The sequence below is a fragment of the Streptomyces sp. Ac-502 genome (assembly GCF_045222935.1).
Classification (GTDB): Bacteria; Actinomycetota; Actinomycetes; order Streptomycetales; family Streptomycetaceae; genus Streptomyces; species Streptomyces monomycini.
In genome coordinates this window covers 1-16,495 of sequence record NZ_JBHFFO010000002.1, presented here as the reverse complement: position 1 = coordinate 16,495, position 16,495 = coordinate 1, and the positions used below count along the sequence as shown (strand labels likewise).

At 71.1% G+C, this 16,495-nt stretch carries 23 protein-coding genes; 21 read left to right on the top strand and 2 right to left on the bottom strand.

Annotated elements, in window-relative coordinates:
• The first annotated feature begins 65 nt into the window (after positions 1-65).
• From ACEXOX_RS44085 to ACEXOX_RS44050, 8 genes are all read left to right on the top strand, one after another.
• On the top strand, positions 66-638 hold the full coding sequence (locus ACEXOX_RS44085) for a hypothetical protein (RefSeq protein WP_406526737.1): 573 nt from the start codon (positions 66-68) through the stop codon (positions 636-638).
• 140 nt (positions 639-778) lie between these two features.
• Positions 779-1,003: a hypothetical protein gene (locus tag ACEXOX_RS44080; protein ID WP_406526736.1), complete on the top strand. Its 225-nt coding sequence runs from the start codon at positions 779-781 to the stop codon at positions 1,001-1,003.
• On the top strand, positions 985-1,554 hold the full coding sequence (locus ACEXOX_RS44075) for a hypothetical protein (RefSeq protein ID WP_406526735.1): 570 nt from the start codon (positions 985-987) through the stop codon (positions 1,552-1,554). Before ACEXOX_RS44080 ends, ACEXOX_RS44075 begins: the two co-directional genes overlap by 19 nt.
• A 24-nt stretch (positions 1,555-1,578) precedes the next feature.
• Complete coding sequence (locus ACEXOX_RS44070; RefSeq protein ID WP_406526734.1) at positions 1,579-1,761, top strand: hypothetical protein; 183 nt, start codon at positions 1,579-1,581, stop codon at positions 1,759-1,761.
• Between the two features lie 293 nt (positions 1,762-2,054).
• Complete coding sequence (locus ACEXOX_RS44065) at positions 2,055-3,122, top strand: DUF6292 family protein (protein ID WP_406526733.1); 1,068 nt, start codon at positions 2,055-2,057, stop codon at positions 3,120-3,122.
• Positions 3,119-3,391 (top strand): hypothetical protein, encoded by a 273-nt coding sequence (locus tag ACEXOX_RS44060; RefSeq protein ID WP_406526732.1) that lies wholly within the window; start codon positions 3,119-3,121, stop codon positions 3,389-3,391. Before ACEXOX_RS44065 ends, ACEXOX_RS44060 begins: the two co-directional genes overlap by 4 nt.
• A gap of 215 nt (positions 3,392-3,606) precedes the next feature.
• Entirely contained in the window at positions 3,607-3,816 is a 210-nt protein-coding gene (locus tag ACEXOX_RS44055; RefSeq protein WP_406526731.1) for a hypothetical protein, read from the top strand.
• A 101-nt stretch (positions 3,817-3,917) separates the two neighbouring features.
• Positions 3,918-4,544 carry a restriction endonuclease gene (locus ACEXOX_RS44050; protein WP_406526730.1) on the top strand — a complete coding sequence of 209 codons (627 nt, stop codon included), beginning with the start codon at positions 3,918-3,920 and terminating at the stop codon, positions 4,542-4,544.
• Positions 4,545-4,791: 247 nt separating this feature from the next.
• On the opposite strand, the gene ACEXOX_RS44045 is transcribed toward ACEXOX_RS44050, so the two are convergent.
• Both ACEXOX_RS44045 and ACEXOX_RS44040 read right to left on the bottom strand, forming a co-directional pair.
• Positions 4,792-5,166 (bottom strand): hypothetical protein, encoded by a 375-nt coding sequence (locus tag ACEXOX_RS44045; RefSeq protein WP_406526729.1) that lies wholly within the window; start codon positions 5,164-5,166, stop codon positions 4,792-4,794.
• A gap of 111 nt (positions 5,167-5,277) precedes the next feature.
• Positions 5,278-6,030 (bottom strand): hypothetical protein, encoded by a 753-nt coding sequence (locus ACEXOX_RS44040; RefSeq protein WP_406526728.1) that lies wholly within the window; start codon positions 6,028-6,030, stop codon positions 5,278-5,280.
• Positions 6,031-6,035: 5 nt separating this feature from the next.
• Between ACEXOX_RS44040 and ACEXOX_RS44035 the strand changes: the two genes are divergently transcribed.
• The 13 genes from ACEXOX_RS44035 (at position 6,036) to ACEXOX_RS43975 (ending at position 16,338) form a co-directional block, all read left to right on the top strand.
• The gene (locus tag ACEXOX_RS44035) at positions 6,036-6,161 is read left to right on the top strand and encodes a hypothetical protein (protein WP_406526727.1); all 126 of its coding nucleotides are present in this window, start codon (positions 6,036-6,038) and stop codon (positions 6,159-6,161) included.
• Between the two features lie 3 nt (positions 6,162-6,164).
• Entirely contained in the window at positions 6,165-6,602 is a 438-nt protein-coding gene (locus ACEXOX_RS44030; RefSeq protein WP_406526726.1) for a hypothetical protein, read from the top strand.
• A 69-nt stretch (positions 6,603-6,671) separates the two neighbouring features.
• Positions 6,672-7,280 carry a hypothetical protein gene (locus tag ACEXOX_RS44025; protein WP_406526725.1) on the top strand — a complete coding sequence of 203 codons (609 nt, stop codon included), beginning with the start codon at positions 6,672-6,674 and terminating at the stop codon, positions 7,278-7,280.
• Between the two features lie 62 nt (positions 7,281-7,342).
• Entirely contained in the window at positions 7,343-8,191 is an 849-nt protein-coding gene (locus ACEXOX_RS44020; protein ID WP_406526724.1) for a hypothetical protein, read from the top strand.
• 241 nt (positions 8,192-8,432) lie between these two features.
• Positions 8,433-8,738 (top strand): hypothetical protein, encoded by a 306-nt coding sequence (locus ACEXOX_RS44015; protein ID WP_406526723.1) that lies wholly within the window; start codon positions 8,433-8,435, stop codon positions 8,736-8,738.
• Positions 8,739-8,811: 73 nt separating this feature from the next.
• Entirely contained in the window at positions 8,812-10,368 is a 1,557-nt protein-coding gene (locus tag ACEXOX_RS44010) for a hypothetical protein (protein ID WP_406526722.1), read from the top strand.
• Positions 10,369-10,548: 180 nt separating this feature from the next.
• Positions 10,549-10,998 carry a hypothetical protein gene (locus ACEXOX_RS44005; RefSeq protein WP_406526721.1) on the top strand — a complete coding sequence of 150 codons (450 nt, stop codon included), beginning with the start codon at positions 10,549-10,551 and terminating at the stop codon, positions 10,996-10,998.
• Positions 10,995-11,717, top strand: coding sequence for a bifunctional DNA primase/polymerase (locus ACEXOX_RS44000; protein ID WP_406526720.1), 723 nt, complete (start codon positions 10,995-10,997; stop codon positions 11,715-11,717). The genes ACEXOX_RS44005 and ACEXOX_RS44000 overlap by 4 nt, the downstream gene beginning before the upstream one ends.
• On the top strand, positions 11,717-12,166 hold the full coding sequence (locus tag ACEXOX_RS43995) for a hypothetical protein (protein WP_406526719.1): 450 nt from the start codon (positions 11,717-11,719) through the stop codon (positions 12,164-12,166). Before ACEXOX_RS44000 ends, ACEXOX_RS43995 begins: the two co-directional genes overlap by 1 nt.
• A gap of 620 nt (positions 12,167-12,786) precedes the next feature.
• Positions 12,787-13,494, top strand: coding sequence for a hypothetical protein (locus ACEXOX_RS43990; protein ID WP_406526718.1), 708 nt, complete (start codon positions 12,787-12,789; stop codon positions 13,492-13,494).
• Positions 13,495-13,799: 305 nt separating this feature from the next.
• A complete protein-coding gene (locus ACEXOX_RS43985) occupies positions 13,800-14,345 on the top strand; it encodes a hypothetical protein (protein WP_406526717.1) in 546 nt (181 codons plus the stop codon).
• 655 nt (positions 14,346-15,000) lie between these two features.
• The gene (locus ACEXOX_RS43980; RefSeq protein WP_406526716.1) at positions 15,001-15,744 is read left to right on the top strand and encodes a hypothetical protein; all 744 of its coding nucleotides are present in this window, start codon (positions 15,001-15,003) and stop codon (positions 15,742-15,744) included.
• Positions 15,745-15,810: 66 nt separating this feature from the next.
• A complete protein-coding gene (locus ACEXOX_RS43975; protein WP_406526715.1) occupies positions 15,811-16,338 on the top strand; it encodes a hypothetical protein in 528 nt (175 codons plus the stop codon).
• Positions 16,339-16,495: the final 157 nt, after the last annotated feature.

Here is a 16,495-nt window from a genome sequence, read left to right as displayed (position 1 = left end):
ATTGCCGTCAGGGAACCCTGACGGCCGTTCCGGCCGCAGCGGTACGGTCGGACAAGGAGCTGGTGATGGGCTGGGTTCACGACGACTACAACAGCGACCACGAAGGGCACGTGGTCGCTGTCCTGCCGGACGGCACCAGCGCCCCCGCGGACGTCTGGGAGGACGGCGAGGCGGCCGACGCGCGTGACCTGACCTGGGCGTGGAGTCTGAAGTACGACGGCGCCGACGGGCGGCCCCGCGCGGCCGGCATCCGGACCGTGTGCGCCTGCGGGTGGGAGGGACCGCGCCGCCCGGCCGACCCTACCGACCCCGAGGCGGCCGAGGCGGGCCTGTACGAGCAGTGGCTGCACCACGCCGAAGTCGCCCTCTCGCGCACCCTCCCGGAGGAGATCCAGCGGCTGGTCAACGAGCTGGAGGAAGCTGTGACCGGCTTCTGCGCGGCACCGACCGAGGGCCGGCCGGAGGACTCGCGCCCCCTGGTGGCCCTCTACGCCGCGACCCTGCTGCGCCAGGACTCCGAGCGCTGGCAGCAGCTCGCCGTACAGGCCGCCAAGAAGGACTACTCCTGGGAGGAGATCGCCCGCCCGCTGGGCACGAGCAAGCAAGCCGCCTGGGAACGCTTCCGCGACCTGCCGTAGACCGCGTCGCCGGGACGCGGTGGTACGCCAAGCCGGCGCCCCGCCTGTGGCGAAAGCCGCACGGCCGGTGCCCAGTTCTGGGCAGCCACCGCGCCGCCACCAGCCGGCTGCTGTCGAGACCTCCTGACAGAAGGACTGTGATGGACACCCTGACGCGGCACCGCAACATCCGGCTGAACAGCGATCTCCTGTACCCCATCGCGGGTGACTTCGCCGGGATGCTGGGCCTGTCTGCCCAGCAGGTGAGGGAGTCGGGCGCCGCTCACGAGCTGGGGCACGCGGTCGCCCACCTCGCCCAGGACGCGGGTGTTGAGTGGCCAGAGCTGGACGGGTTCGTTGTTCGGGTATGGACGACGAAGATGTGAAGCCGAAGCTGCTGGACGGATGGCTGCGTACGGAGTTTCAGAGGCTGGTGATGGCCGATCCCGAGCAGGCGTTGAGCTTGGTAGATCAGCTGGTACTGACGATGCACTCCGAGGCGCTGGCGGCGACAGACGCAGCGCGCAGAGCTGGCCTGGGTTGGCAGGAGATCGGGCGGGCCCACGCGCTGCTGGAAGACGCTGGAATTTTGCTGAGACAGGCCGCGGCCGTGCTGTTGGGGCTGCCAGCCGCCGACCGGGCCGCCGAGACGGAGATGGTGGCGCAGGCGCTCGCGGAAGGAGATGCCGAGGAACACCAGGCCGTCATGCCGGAACAGCGCTTGGAGAACGACGTATGGACGGCTGCGGTTGAGCGGTTTCAGGGGAACACGAGGATCAAGGTGTTGACCGACGGCGCACCTGTATCCGGACCGCTCCGGTCAGGCGGCTTCGGGCATCACGTAGCCGTGGGCGACATCGCGGCGTTCAGCGGGGCGGGCCCGGCCGCGGGTGAGGCGCCTTGTCATCAGGGTGATGCAGGCCCAGGTGATCAGTGATTCGCTCATCTCGGGCAGCCGTTCGTGGGTGACACCGACATCGACTACGGCCTGCTGCACGACGAAGCCGACACCGTCATCGAGTGTCACTGGAAGAACCTGGCGGCCGCCATTCCTGTCCTGCTCGCCTCGGGCCGGATGACCGGTGACGAGCTGGGGGGCCTCGTGGGCCTGCCGAATCCGGCCCTCCCACCGGGCACCGCCTGACCCGCGGGCGCACGTAAAAGGCCGGCGCCCTCAGTCTGCGCGCGAGCGCAGGTGGCACGGGCACCGGCCAACCCGAATCACCTGGGGACCGTACTCACGACCCACAGGAATTCGTCTCCCATCGTACGGCCCGTACGGCCCGTGCGGGGCAACACTCCGGGCCTGCCGGCGATTGCCCCGGTGGGCAACTGCCGATACAGTTTTTTCACACTGCTGTGTGATCGTCCCGGACCACCGAGGCGACGTCGCCCGGCGCCCGCCCGTCTTCCCGTACGCCCGCCCTGGAGCCTTCGATGATCCGTGCCGGCCGCCGTCACCTGGTGCGCACCCTGGCCGACCTCGCCGCCGAGCGCGGTGTGACCAGACGCAGCTACCTCAACCGCAAGGACTACCGCGCCGACGACTTCCCCGCGCCGGTCAGCTCGCCGGACGCTCAGACCCTGCTCTACGACGCGGAGCAGACCGACGCCTACTACGCCGGCGACCCCGTCCCCGCCCTGCCCGAGCAGGACGACGACGCCGATTTGCTCGACAAGCACGAGGCCTCGGCCGCGCTGTCCCGCCCGGTCTCGCCCCGGTCCTGGGACGTGTACAAGAAGGACGCGGCCCTGGCCGACCACATGGTCAGGGCCGGGGGAGTGGAGCACTGGCCGCGGGGCGTCGTGCGCGCCTGGGACCAAGCGCGCCCCGGCCCCGGCACCGGCGCCGGCGGGCGCCCCCGGCGCTCCGGCGACCAGGTCCCGCGCGACGAGATGCCCGCCCGCATCCAGGCCCTGCTGGACGCCGATCCGGCCATCACCGCGGCCACCGCCGCCGACCAGCTCGGTGTCCACGAGTGGACCGCACAGCACGCGCTCTCTTTCGCCCGCGCGGACCGCATCGCCGAACGCCTGGCCGGCCAGCCGGACCTGACGCCGCAGCAGGCCGCTGCCGACCTCGGCTACCCGGCCGCCGCCGTACGGCGCGCCGTTGCCCTCGTCCCGGCCCAGCAGCGCATCCGCGAGATCACCCCGTACCTGGCCACCGTGGCCGACGCGCTGGCCGCGGCCGGCATCCCCGTGACCGACGGCCCGCACGCCCTGGTCCTCGATGCCACCGCGGTCGCCGCGACGCTGGTCCTGGGCCCCGGGGCGCCCGTACCGGCGCTGGTGTGGGACGAGCGCTACGGCTGGTACACCTCCACCAGCCGCCGCCATCCCATCCCCGGCCAGGCCCACGGCGAGCCGCCCGCCGGCGCCGGCATCCGCTACCTCGCCCGCAGCACGACGCCCGAGCCGGACGACGTCCTGGCCGCACTCCGCGACCGCCGCAAGGGCAGCCGTACGCCGCGCACCGCCCGGTCAGGGAGAATCGGGCAGTGACTACACCCACGTTCAGCCAGCCCCACCGCGACCGTGCCCTGGGGCGCGGCGTAGCCCAGGTCATTCCCACCCCCACGACGCCGGTGTCACCAGCCGACCGGGCCGCCGCCGCGCTCGCCGCACTGGAGACCGTGCCCGTGCACGTCGGCGTCCTCCAGGCCGCCGTGGCCCTCCTGGACGACGTCGCGCACACCGGCCCGGACGACGCTGTCCAGGCCGCCGCCCGGGCCACCGCCGAGCGCCTGCGCACCGCGATGTCCGCCGGCTGAACCGCAGTACAGCACCGTGGAATTGCCGGTGCAGGGAAGGTGCACGCGGGTGTGCGCCCCCTGCACCCCACGGCACGGCACAACGCCGGTATTCAGCCACATCGGCGCCTTTGTGCCATCTGCCAGCAATCCCGTCTCCTCCTCCCCGCAGTCCGGCTACACAAGAAAGGCTGGGGCGGTGTGCGGCTGTCCCGGCCTGGGGGAGGGCTGGACGGTTGCTGACCATCAATCTTGCGGTACTGCTCGCGATCATCGTCTTGGTGCGGCTGCGGCGACGTACGCACTCGCGCAGCCGCTTCGACGAGAAGATGACCGTTGTCATCGTGCTGGCCCTGGGCGTGCTGATCGCCCCCACCCCAGTAGGCCAGGGCATCCTCAACGTCCTGGGCCAGCTCGCCAGCGGCCTTACCCAGGCCAGCCGGTGAGCCCCCGCACCCGAAGGCGGAGGACGTCTGCGGCCAGGCGCCCGCCGGCGCGGCGGCGCACCCGCAGGCCGGGCAGGCGGCGCCAGCGCGCCGAGGACCAGTTGATCGTCCTGCTCGCGGCCGCGGTCCTGTCCGTCGCCCTGGTTGTGGCCGCCGTCGACTGGCTGCTGACCCACTGGTGGTTCCTGGCCGCTGCCGCCGTCCTCGCGGCGCTGACCGGCGGCGGGTGGCTGTACCGCCAGCGGCACCGGGCACGGTGGGAAGCGGACCGCACCCAGGGCCTGCGCTACGGCCTGGCTCAGATCGACGCCCTGCACCACAGCCGCTTCGAGGACGCGGTACGCGACCTGATGCGCCGGGACGGCTGCCGCGACGCCCTGCGCGTCGGGGGCGGCGGAGACCTGGGCGCCGACGTGAAGGCCACCGACCCCTACGGACGGCGCTGGGTCATCCAGTGCAAGCACCGCCGCAACGGCGCGGCCGGCTCCGCGGTCGGCACGCCGGACCTCCAGGTCCTCAACGGCACCGCGCGCCAGGTCCACGGCGCCGACATCGCCGTGATCGTCACCAACGGCCGGGTCAGCGCGCCGGCCGTCGCCTTCGCCAAGCAGCAGCGCCTGCACGTGGTCGACCGCCACACCCTCGGCGTATGGGCGGCCGGCTCACGGCCCCTGTGGGAGTTGCTGCGCGCCGTCCCGCCGCCCCGCAAACCCTCTGCCTCCTTGTGAACCGTCCCGCCCCGCGAAGGACGGCCGCACCCAGGTCAAGAACGGTCAGATCGTCCGTCGCTGACCACCCCGCCAGCTGGCCGCACAGGCCCCATCGCGCAGGCCTGCATCTCCTCGGCCAGGCGATCGCAGGGTGGCATCCGCCCTCTCGCTGCCCCGCCGTCATCGAAGGGCGGTGGCGGGCTGAATGCGCAGTGGCCCGGTCCGTACGGACCGGGCCACTGCCGTCTCCACTACCCGGGCGGCATCACTTGTGGATGATCACGCAGGCGCGGCCCCGGTACCCCTTCCACTCGCTGCACAGCCGTGTCCCGTTCGCGAACTTCCGCTTCAGCGTCCAGGTCCGGTAGTCGTAGTCCCGCTCCCGGCCGCCGGCGAACGACGTCGAGAAATTTGTGTCCTGGTACGGCTGAAGCTGACGGACACCGTGCCGGGTCTCCATCACCAGCCGCGCCTGGGCCTTGTAGCGGTGCGGCGAACGGCTGGTGGTCACGCTCTTCACGTACAAGCCGCTCCCGCGCACGGTGATGTGATTGGCCCCGCGCTGCGCGTGCCCGGTGGCTTCAGCCGGCGTCTGCAGCATCGCGAGGGCCACGACGGCCGCCACTCCCGGAATGATCATATTTCGCATACCTGCTCAACGCCGCTGCCCCCTGGCCGGAACGGCCACCGGCGGGCCATCACCCGACAGGGTCAACTCGCAAGCAGTGACGACATGTTGCTACCTCGGCTACTACTGGCATTCCGCCACGGACAGCCAGCCGCGAAAACCAGCCAAGTGCTGTCCATTCAATAGACATGTCCATTGAATGGACAGCATGATGGTGGAGTGAGTACAGCACGAGAAAGAGCCCTGGCCGCCCTGCGTGACTGGTCCGCCCCCGGTCGGCGAGCAGCCCTGGTCGCCGCGGCCTGGAACGCCGGCGCAACCAACGTGGTGGAACTGGCCGAGGCCGCCCGCGTCGGCAATCGCCAGACCATCTACGACGACCTCAAGTCCCGGGGCATCAACATCCGCAACCGTCCCAAGGAGAAGACCATGGCCACGCCCGTATCCGTCGAAGGGCTCGACGGCATCCACGATCTGGACGACAACAACAGCCCCCTCGCCCGGGCCACACTTCGCGCCCATGACGACCGCGCCTCCACCGCCGAGGCCGCCCGGCTCTTCAACCTGAGCCTGGCACTGGGGCAGTACAACGCCCTGCGTGCCTGCCTGGCCGCCGAGGAAAACGCCCGCGCCGAGCGCGACCGCGCCCTGCACCTGGTCGAACTGCGCTGGGAATCCCTCGCCGACCCCAACGCCAAGGGCAGCTGGCTGCACGGCCACCAGGCGTACGTCCGCGCCGTACACGAGGCCCGCGATGCCATCGACGCCTGGGACGCCGCGCTCGCCGAACTGTCGCAGGCACCCTCCCTCCGTCGAGGCCCGGGCCACAACCGGCTGGCGGACGCCTACGAGCAGCACATCCTGACCGCAGGTCACCCCCGGTGTCCGTGCCCGACGACATCACCGAGACCCGGGCCGAGGCCGACCGGATGCGCGAGGAGCTGGAAGTCGCGCACTCCCGCCGGCAGGCCCAGGCCGCCGAGACGCTCGCCCTCACGGGAGCCTGACCCGTGGACCGCGCACGCTTCGACCGCTTCCTCATCGATGACGGCCGGCACCTGCTCAAGGTCGTCATTGACGAGGACGCCTCCGCGGCCGCCGGCACCGCCCGTTACCGGGCGCACTGCTCCTGCGGCCGGATGCCCGCCCACACGCCCGGCACCGGCCAGCAGGCGCTGGCCGCCCACCTCGCCCACGTCAGCACCCGCCTCGGCCCCTCCCGCGGCCCGACCTGGCTGCCCGAGGGCGCGCGCATCGTGCTCCTGATCCTCGGCTGCGCCGCGCTGTTCGCGGGCAGCGTCGCCGCCGCCTTCGCCCTCGACCAGGGCCTGCGCCTGGACTCCCCGGCCTCCCAGCTCGTACGCGTCGCCGGCGTCCTCCTCGGCTACCTCCTCGCCGCGGCCCTGATGGTCGCCGTCCGCCGCTACATCGCCCCCACCCGCGCCTGACCCTCCGACGACCCAGCAGGTACCAGATCCGAGCCCCACCAGCCAGAGCATCGACCGAAAGGCAGCACCGTGATCACCAACCTTGCCCCGCTCGACATCGAGGGGTTCACCGGCGTATACGAACAGGCCGACGCCGAGTGCAAGAAGGCCATCCAGCGCTGGCGGACCGCCCACCCCGAGGCCGACCCGCACGGCGAGGAAGCCCACGCGGAGGGGATGCGGCTGGTCGCCCTGATGGACACCACCACCCGCTACGCCGATGTCCGCGACCGCCTGGCCCAGGAGCAGGTCGCCCGCACCGAGCGCGACCGCCTGCTGGACCAGGTCGAGCGCGCATGGGAGGCGCTGGGCACCGCATCGTCCTGGCTCGCCGCCCACCACGCCTACACGCTCGCGGTCGATGAGGCCCGCATCGGGATCGACATGTGGCGCGAGCGCGCCGAGTGCGCCCTCAAGCGCTCCTTCTTCTCCTCCTCCCCGAGGGACGAGACCGCCTACCGCCAGATTCTGGAGGCCGGCCACCCCGCCCTGGAGGAGGAGCAGGCCGAGCTGGACCCGGCGCCGGTGCAGACCGCCGACCGCCTGCGCGCCGATCTCGACTCCAGCCACGAGTACCGCCGGCAACTGGCCGCCGAAACCTGGGAGCTGGCCGTCATCGGCCGTCCGCAGAACGGCTGACGACGGACACGGGCAGCAGGCGCGAAAGACCGAAGCCGACCAAGGACCAGGGAGACGACAGTATGAGCATCACGATCGAGAACACGTACGGCACCGCGCACAACGTGAGCCCGAACAATCCGACGCATGTCACGAGCTGCGATCGCTACCGCCTGCCGCTCGTCGGCACCATCGCCCCCGGGAACCCGGGCTACGAGGACATGGTCGAAATCCTCAAGGAGAACGGCCACGACACCCGCCCCGAGGGGTACGGGCTGATCTTCCTGGAGTCCGAGGAGTTCAGCGCGACGTACTTCGGGTCGATCGAGCAGATCGAGCAGTACAAGCGCGAGAACGTCGACGGCACAGCCACCTTCGATGCCTCGCAGGGCGTCATGTACGCACAGTGGCCCCACGGCAAGGGCTGGGACGACTTCCTCCCCCGCATCTTCTGGAACATGAAGGCGCGGGGTGCGATCGAGGACGGCGTCGGACTCGTCACCGCCTTCGCGCACCCGGTGACTCCCGGCGCCGAGGTGATCGTCTACGAGTTCGAGGGCCGGTGGCTGCCTGACCAGGACCCGATCCACATGGTCACGTACCACTGCACTGCCTGCCACCTCGACACGTTCCACAACGGCGGCCACGTACACGAGAACACAGGTCCGCACGACCGCAGGTGGGCAGCCCGGCAGGCGCGGCAGCACATCGTCAGTGCCGCGAAGCATGGCGTGAACCGCGACGGCCAGTCGTCATGCCGACCAGCCGACCCCGCAATGCTGCGCACAGTCAACGCCGTCGCCAAGGACAAGCTTGGGCTGTCGCACAACCCCCTGCCCAACACCGACGATGCGTACTGCGCCACCAAGGGCCCGTGTTCGATCATCCGAGAGCTGCGCGCCGGTGTCCGCCCGGCCGTATACCGCACCTGACATACCGCCCGAAGTCATGGGGGAAGGTCCCGCAGCCGTTGGAGTCGGCTGCGGGACCTTCCCCATGACTGTATGGCGCGGCACAACGTCATGAGATGGCACAACCAAGCTCCGGCCTTTCGCGTGCGCCGTGCCGGTGTGTCGCTTGCAGGTCGTGACCTGACCCCTATACAGTTTTCTCGTTGGTCGGCAGTGGCAGCCGCCAACACCCGAAACACCAACCACACCACAGGAGTTCACAATGGCCATCACGCCGTACCTCGCCGACAACCTGGCCCCCCGCCCGAACGCCCGCAACACCGAGAGCATGAAGCGGGCCTTCGCCCGTCTCGCCGCCACCGCCTGGACCCCGCTGGGCGGCTACCCGGGCAGTGACGTCCGCTGGCCCGTGCGCTGCGAGCTGTGCGGCACCACCGTGGCCGTCTTCTACTCGCACATGCGGCGCGACCGCGTCCGTCACCGCGGCTGCCTCCCCGTCGCCCAGCGCCCCGCCGCCATCGCGGCCTGGGTCACCCAGCAGAAGAACCAGGCCGACACCCCGGCCTGACCGTACGGCGGGGCGCTCCGGCCCGGAGCGCCCCGCCCCGCCCGTCCGTTCTTCTGCTGAAAGGCCAGCCACCATGACCCGCGAACTTCTCACCGTCCGGCGCCTGCTGGTCGATGACCGCGGCCACTCCCGCACCGAGATCACATTCCCCGACGTCGCACGGCGCGGCAGTCAGCGCCGCGCCGCCGCCCAGCACCTGGCCGGACTGTTCCCCGTGCAGGTCGAGCGCCCCGCCAGCGAGCTGTACCACGACTGGGGAACCCGTATGCGCGACGGCCGCCCCACCCTGCGCCACGAGACCCGCCGCCTGATCGTCTCCGGCCCCGAACGCGACGTCGCCCGGGTCTGCGTGGCCCTGACGCACTGCCTGGAGCGCGCCGAACAGCTCACCACCCTCGCCGTACGCCGCGCCGGGCGCTGGCTGCGCACCTCCGCCTACGCCGCCGACGCCCTGGAGTACGAGGACGCGGCCAGCCTCCGCGCCCGCCGCCGCACCTTCCGCCGCGACGTCTACGAGACGGTCGTCAGCCACCTGCGGCAGATGCCCATGTGGTGGGAGACCTACGATGAAATCCCGCCCTGGACCCAGGCCAACGCCTACGCCGCCCAGGTATCCCTGCGTGGCACCGGCGCCTACCTGCATCTGCTCGAACTCATCCCGCGCGCCGAGGCGGAGCAGCTGCTGGCCGACGCCCAGCGCACCGTCGATCCGTACCGGGCCCAGTGGGAAGCCGAGCAGGCCGCCATCCACGACCGCGAGGAGCGCGCCGCCTCGATCTGGGAGGACACCTCTTTCGAGCGCGACGTCCCGCGCGACGCGCACCTGGTGCCGGCCGCCTGCCCCGACCCGCGCCTGCTGGGCCAGCTCCAGGACGAGCCGGTCACCGTGGCCGAGGCCCTGCCCGACGAGCCGCGACCGCAGACCCGCCAGCCCGAAATCGCCGTCGCCCGCGCCCCGCGCCGTCCCTCGAACCGGTGGAGGCCGCGCAGCGCTCACGCCAACTGGGCGCGCTCTAGGGCACGGTGGGCCCATGCGTCCGCCATCCGCCGCCGTCGCCGCCTTATGCCTGCTCCTGGTGACTGGTGGCTGTGCGACCGTCAGTCCGCAGGGCACCCCGGAGCCTCACACCCCGGCCACTTCCGCCCGCACCTCGGCGCCAGCCGTGCCCAGCCCCGACCCGCCGCACATCCTGTTGGTCACCACCCCACCGGCCAGCAGCCGCCCGCCCGCCCCCGCCCCGGCCTCGGCGGCCGCCAGAGCCACCCAGACGCCGCACCCCGAACCGCGCACCGGCCAGCCGCACACCCGCCAGCGCCAGTACGTACGCCCTGCACCGCCCCGCCGGCGCCCGTCGGCAACCCGAACTTCGCCCCATCGCGCGGCCAAGCACCGGCACGCCCGGCCGCAGACGAACCGCCCCCGGCCGCGGCCTCGGGCACCGCGACGTCCGCACTACGACATGCGCACCGTCTGCCGGATGGCGCAGGGCATCGTGGACGCCTCCGTCATGGCCGCCTGCAAGAGCACCTACCGCCGGTGAACGCCACGCCCAGCACTGCCCGGGGCCACATCTTCGCGGCCTTTCTCGCGAAGCCTGCCGTGAAACCGGGGTACACCGCGCTATCGTGAGTGTGCGGCCTTCACGGCCGTGGGCCCGGCTCGCGGCCCGGTTCGTCTGGCCCAGACCGGACGAGCAACACCGAAGGTGCTCCGCGCCGAGCCACCCTCCACATCACATCACCCTTGCTGGCCTCGCTCTTGGCGGCCGGTGAGTCTGGGATCACCGCGAGCCGCGGAAGAGAGCTGGAGATGCCAAAGAACCACGCGAGGAAGAAGGCCCTCGCCTCCCTCAAGAGCGCGCTGGACATCAAGCACGCCTGCGCCATCGCGCTCCTGGACCACCCCGACACCGACGAGCGGGAGACCCTGGAGCGGTACCTGTCGGAGTACGTCGACATCAACACCTACCGCGAGGCAGTCGACTACCTCCGCCAGGAGCAGGCCGACCCGCGCAACCAGATCATGTGCGACCGGTGCGGCTGGACGAACGGGATGGTCTGCCCGGAGTGCGCTAAGGGCTGCGGGTGCGATTACGAGTGCCCCGGCTGGAGGCACGCGGAGATGCGGGCCGCGACCGGCGACTACGACGAGGACGACGACCCCAACGCCTGCCCGGAGTGCGGGGCCGGTGGCGGGGGCGACCCGTACGGCGAGTGCTGCTGCTACGAGGACGAGGACGACGAGGACCAGGTCGCGTGAGCGTCCGCGACGTCCAGGCCGTCATCGCCGCGAGCGGCTACGCGCGCCACGGCAGGCCGCACGGCGGCAGCGCCTTCCGGGCCTGCACCTGCCCCAAGGTCGGCTGCGGAGCCGTGGCCGACGGCAGCGAGCGCGACGACTGCCCCGAACACCGCCTCGCCCCGGCGCAGCTCTGGCACTGGTCGGCCGAGTGCCCGCAGGTCCTCGCCGCCGCGCGGACAGCCGTCGGGCGGGGCCTGGCCGTCTTCCCGCTCCCGATCGGCGGCCGGGTTCCCGAGCGCGGGTGGCAGCGACAGGCGACCCTGCTGCCCGAGCGGCTGCCCGAGCTGCTGGCCGGGCGAGGGGTCGGCGTCGGCTGCCGGGCCTCCCACGTCGTCGTCCTGGACCTCGATGTGCACGGCGACGACGACGGCCCCGGCGTGCTCGCCGCCCTGGCCGACCGGCTCGGGGAAGCGGTGCCCGCCACGTTCACCGTGGCCACCCCGTCCGGGGGCCGGCACCTGTACTTCCGGGCGCCGGCGGACTGCACCATCGGCAGCATCTCCGGCGGCCGTACGGCGCTCGGGCCCGGGATCGACGTCCGCGGCCCCGGCCGCCGAAGCGGCGGCTACCTCGTCGGACCCGGCTCCGTCGTGGGCGGCCTGCCGTACCTCATCGTCCGCGACGTGCCGGTGGCGCCGCTTCCCGCCTGGATCGCCGACCGCCTCGGAGGGCTCTGATGCGCTACTTCCGCAAGTCGCTGCAGAACATCCTGGGCCTGTGCCAGTACAACGTACGAGCCTTCACGAACCCCGAGGTCGACGCCATTGAGGAGTACGACGACCAGGTCCCCGTCCCCGCGCCTTTCGAGCTGGAGACCCTGCTCGCCGACACCGACGACACCGCCGGCGCCTTCCGCAAGCGCGCCGAGGAACTGACCCGCTGGCACGACGCCCTCACCCGGCTCCTCACCGACCCCCGGCTCAAGAACACCGGCGACGACGAGGAGCCCTACAGTCCCGCCGTCCGCCGCTTCCTCAAGGGCGCCGCGGGCGACTACCACCGCCACCGGCACGGGTACGAGTACGCGGTCACCGTCTGGGCTCTCGGGCTCCAGGCCCCGACCAGCTACCCCCCGGAGACCCGGCATCTGCACCTGGCCACCCGGGAACTCAGACTCTGGGACTGAACGACACGGGCAAGCCGCCCGGTGCCCCCTGTGGTTTTCCGCAGGGGGCACCATCACGTCCAGACGCCACGCGCCGTCCGGGCGCAGCGGCGGCCGCCACCGCCGGGCGCGCCGCCACCGGCCACCACCCGCCGTACCGGCCAGGGTTCAAGCCGCTCCCCGAGGAGGGAGGACGGGGTGCTGCGCACCCCGGACAGCCGCGCGCTGCGCGCACGGCACGGGCGCAGCGAACCGCCGCCCGACTGCGCGGCGGCACCGAAGAGACGCGCGCTGCTCCGCAGCGACAGCGCGCGGACCTACGGCCCGCAACCGCCTGCGGCGGGACACCCGGCCGCTACGCGGCCCCAGCGACACCGGGCGCTCCGCGCCCAGCAACGCCGCGCACCGCGACCCGCGAAAAGGCGGTAGGCCAGTAGGCCACCCCCAGAACACGCCCGTGACCTGCGTCGATACCCCGCCCGGCACCCCCTGGCCTACTGGCCTACAGGCCGGTGAAAACACACCCCCTCAGAGCGCGCGTCACACCCACACCGTGTGCACTAGATGCGATACAGTTATCTCGTTGGTCGGCAGTGGCAGCCACCGACAACCCGAACCACCACGAACCACAGGAGACACCCATGAACATCTCGAACAGCGCACACCGCTCTCCCACCGGAGATGCCATCGCGGCGGCTCATCACCTGCTCACCGACATCACCGTGAGCGCCGCCCCCGGGCGGCACACCCTGTTGCTCTCCGTCCCCGCTCCGGACGGCACGCCCAAGATCCGCGAGGGCGAATTCAGCGTCTCCCCCACCGAGTTCGCCACCATCAACGCCATCGCCGCAGTGCGCTACCTGCTCGCGACCGCACTGCGCGACGTCGCCACCGCCGGTCTCGTCATGCGCAGCGAGCACCTGACCGGGCCGTCCACCGTACGAGGATGGGTACTCCATGACGGGCTCTTCCGCCCGCTCACCCAGGGAGAGGTCTTCACCGCCTACACCACGGACTGCATGACGGGAGAGGTGATCCCGGCGGAGCCCGGCATGTCGTACCAGGCCGGATTCCCCGTAAGCACTGCATCGCTGGCCATCGGCCTGTCCGCCGACGGCCACCCGACCGGCCTCCCGACCCTCGCCAGCGACTACCGGATGCTGCTGCGCCAAGCGGGCAAGCCCGAAGTCCGGTGCCCCGTCACGCAGGCCCATATGCTCTCGGACCTCTCCCTGCTCCTCCCCGGCGACGACACCCGCGCCTACACCCGGGGTCAGGTGATCCACGTGGAAACCGACATCGAGGACCTGCCGTATGCAGAGGTGATCTACGCGCCGGTTACTCCCTGATCCGCCCGCACACTGTGCCCCGTACGGCCTGCCGTACGGGGCATTTCCATGCCCGTGCAACGCCCCGCAGCGCGGACCGCGAAAACCCTGTAGGCCAGTAGGCCAGCCCAGAAACACGCCCGTGACCTGCGGCGACACCCCGCCCGACACCCCCTGGCCTACTGGCCTACAGGCCGGTGAAAACACACCCCCTCAGAGCGCGCGTCGCACCCACACCGTGTGCACTAGATGCGATACAGTTATCTCGTTGGTCGGCAGTGGCAGCCACCAACAACCCGAACCACCACAAACCACAGGAGACACCCATGCAGGACAAGCGCCCCCTTTCCCCCGCGATGATCACCATGCTCGTAGCCGCACTCGCCGACCCGGAAGAACGCCACCTCCTTCGGGGCCTCACCGGCACGGCGGTGGCCCTCATGGTCCGGGGCCTGGCCACCAACCCCCGCCACGAAGACCACCCCCACCTCACCGCCGAAGGCATCCGCCAGGCCCGCCTGCTCGCCGGGCGCAGCCCAGCAGCCCGCCCGGAACCTTCCGACACCGTCAGCCCCAAGGCACTCGCCCGAATGCTGCTCACCGACAGCGGCTACACCGTGCACGTCACACACTCCGGCACCCGGCACACCAAGACCGTGACCAACGAGCAGGCCGTAAAGGCTCTGACGTACCTGCTCGCAACCGTGACCCCCACCGTCCCCCCGCTGAGCATCCCCGCAACCACCTACACCGCCGAGCTGGACGGCGCGGTCGTTCTCCACTACGGCCTCAACAGCAGCTCCGACTTCCGGCCCCTCGTGCCCCGCGCCCAGCCCTCGGCCGGTGACGACCAGGCCGTGCCGCAGCTCTGACCAGACCGGCGCCCCTGTCCCTGGCGGCCGGCACTTTCGCCGCGACCCCAAAACTCCCGCCCCCTGTGGTTTTCCGCAGGGGGCACCATCACGTCCAGACGCCACGCGCCGTCCGGGCGCAGCGGCGGCCGCCACCGCCGGGCGCGCCGCCACCGGCCACCACCCGCCGTACCGGCCAGGGTTCAAGCCGCTCCCCGAGGAGGGAGGACGGGGTGCTGCGCACCCCGGACAGCCGCGCGCTGCGCGCACGGCACGGGCGCAGCGAACCGCCGCCCGACTGCGCGGCGGCACCGAAGAGACGCGCGCTGCTCCGCAGCGACAGCGCGCGGACCTACGGCCCGCAACCGCCTGCGGCGGGACACCCGGCCGCTACGCGGCCCCAGCGACACCGGGCGCTCCGCGCCCAGCAACGCCGCGCACCGCGACCCGCGAAAAGGCGGTAGGCCAGTAGGCCACCCCCAGAACACGCCCGTGACCTGCGTCGATACCCCGCCCGGCACCCCCTGGCCTACTGGCCTACAGGCCGGTGAAAACACACCCCCTCAGAGCGCGCGTCACACCCACACCGTGTGCACTAGATGCGATACAGTTATCTCGTTGGTCGGCAGTGGCAGCCACCGACAACCCGAACCACCACAAACCACAGGAGACACCCATGTTCGACCTGGACAACACCGAGTTCGCCATCGTCGTTAATCCCGACGGCACCTTCGAGGCAGGCGAGTGGATCCCGATCCCCCGCACCAAGGTCCGTGAGCTGTGGGCACTCGCCGGATGCACCCGCCCCGGCGTCACCCTGACCAACAGGCTCACACTCTGGGCAGGCATGTCCAAGTGCTGCACCAGCCAGCCCCGCAACCCTCTCGCGTCCGCCCTCGCCGCCCTCTACCAGCCGACCCGGACCGACTACCACGGCGCGGTCCTGCTGACCGGCGGCGGAGACCACCCGCACCAAGGGCTGACCGCCGACCAAGTAGACACGATCATCGGCCGGTTGACCGAACTCGCCGCCGTCGACCTGCCCCCCGCGCCGGACACCCCCCGCAACATCACCTTCCCCTCCCCCGGCCCAACGCCGACTGACCACCCCCGCCCCCGGGGCCAGGCCCCGGGGGCGCCCCATAAACGGGAGGGAAACCCAATGCAATTCACATACATCGGCGACTGGTGCACAGAGTCCCCCGTATTCACTTCCGCTTTCGCGGTAGTAGCGGAAGGCGAAACACCCGGCCACGCCAGAATCGCAGCAGCCGCCGCCGTAATGAACCAGTACCCCGAAACCGAAGTCACCGACCCCCGCGACTTCTGGACCGACGACAAAGGCGCCTACCTCATCACCGCCTTCATGGGTGACGTGACCTCCCTACTCGTGGCCGAGCACCCCGTAATCCGCGCCTAGAAAGCCCCTGAAGGGGCGGGGGAGTGGCACCCCCGCCCCACCCGAGACACCACCCGAAGGAGACCCGTGGACACCCGACAGACCGTGATCCGCATGTTCATGCGACCCAGCGTGACCGTCCGCACCGAAGGACGCGGCGCCGTCCTGGACACCCGGCACACCAAAGCCGTCATCAGCGCCATGGAGACAGAGCGGGACAGCGAGGCTGACGCCCTCACAGAGCGCGGCTGCTCCCCCACATCCGTACGCGCCCGGAAGTGGAAGCCGCGCTCCGCAAAGCTCGACCTCAAGCCCACCAAGCCCAGCCCGCCGAAGCCGTCGACCACCCCCTACGCCGCCGGATCATGGGTCACATGGACCCACCCGGACACCGGGCAGAAAATGGCCGGCATCGTCTCCCGCGGCGAGGCAGCGGACATCGGCGTCGGCGGGTACCCCTACCGCGCCATCATCCCGAACGACGGCAGCGACATCCTGATCATGCGGCCCCGCCCCGGAACGAGCGTAAAGGATGGCGAATGGATCGCAATTTACGACTACGGAATTTCTGCGCAAATCCAGCCACATTCGGTCCAGCTCGAATTTAGCGAATAGCGGAAACCCTCGTAATTCCCCCGCCCCCTGCGGGGGAATTACCAATCCGCGAAGCGGATTGGAGTCACTTACCGCAACAAAGGACGGCCCGCAAGGAAGCGACGAGGGCAGCGAATTCCGCTTTAGCGGAATTCCCGCATAGGCATTCTGCGCGATG

Bases quoted from the DNA above. Each gene is read 5' to 3' on its own strand.
- ACEXOX_RS43990 (WP_406526718.1), top strand. From the start codon at position 12,787: ATGAACATCTCGAACAGCGCACACCGCTCTCCCACCGGAGATGCCATC.
- ACEXOX_RS44010 (WP_406526722.1), top strand. From the start codon at position 8,812: ATGACCCGCGAACTTCTCACCGTCCGGCGCCTGCTGGTCGATGACCGC.
- ACEXOX_RS44005 (WP_406526721.1), top strand. From the start codon at position 10,549: ATGCCAAAGAACCACGCGAGGAAGAAGGCCCTCGCCTCCCTCAAGAGC.
- ACEXOX_RS44085 (WP_406526737.1), top strand. From the start codon at position 66: ATGGGCTGGGTTCACGACGACTACAACAGCGACCACGAAGGGCACGTG.
- ACEXOX_RS44080 (WP_406526736.1), top strand. From the start codon at position 779: ATGGACACCCTGACGCGGCACCGCAACATCCGGCTGAACAGCGATCTC.
- ACEXOX_RS43985 (WP_406526717.1), top strand. From the start codon at position 13,800: ATGCAGGACAAGCGCCCCCTTTCCCCCGCGATGATCACCATGCTCGTA.
- ACEXOX_RS44065 (WP_406526733.1), top strand. From the start codon at position 2,055: ATGATCCGTGCCGGCCGCCGTCACCTGGTGCGCACCCTGGCCGACCTC.
- ACEXOX_RS43980 (WP_406526716.1), top strand. From the start codon at position 15,001: ATGTTCGACCTGGACAACACCGAGTTCGCCATCGTCGTTAATCCCGAC.
- ACEXOX_RS44075 (WP_406526735.1), top strand. From the start codon at position 985: ATGGACGACGAAGATGTGAAGCCGAAGCTGCTGGACGGATGGCTGCGT.
- ACEXOX_RS44020 (WP_406526724.1), top strand. From the start codon at position 7,343: ATGAGCATCACGATCGAGAACACGTACGGCACCGCGCACAACGTGAGC.
- ACEXOX_RS44015 (WP_406526723.1), top strand. From the start codon at position 8,433: ATGGCCATCACGCCGTACCTCGCCGACAACCTGGCCCCCCGCCCGAAC.
- ACEXOX_RS44045 (WP_406526729.1), bottom strand. From the start codon at position 5,166: ATGATCATTCCGGGAGTGGCGGCCGTCGTGGCCCTCGCGATGCTGCAG.
- ACEXOX_RS43995 (WP_406526719.1), top strand. From the start codon at position 11,717: ATGCGCTACTTCCGCAAGTCGCTGCAGAACATCCTGGGCCTGTGCCAG.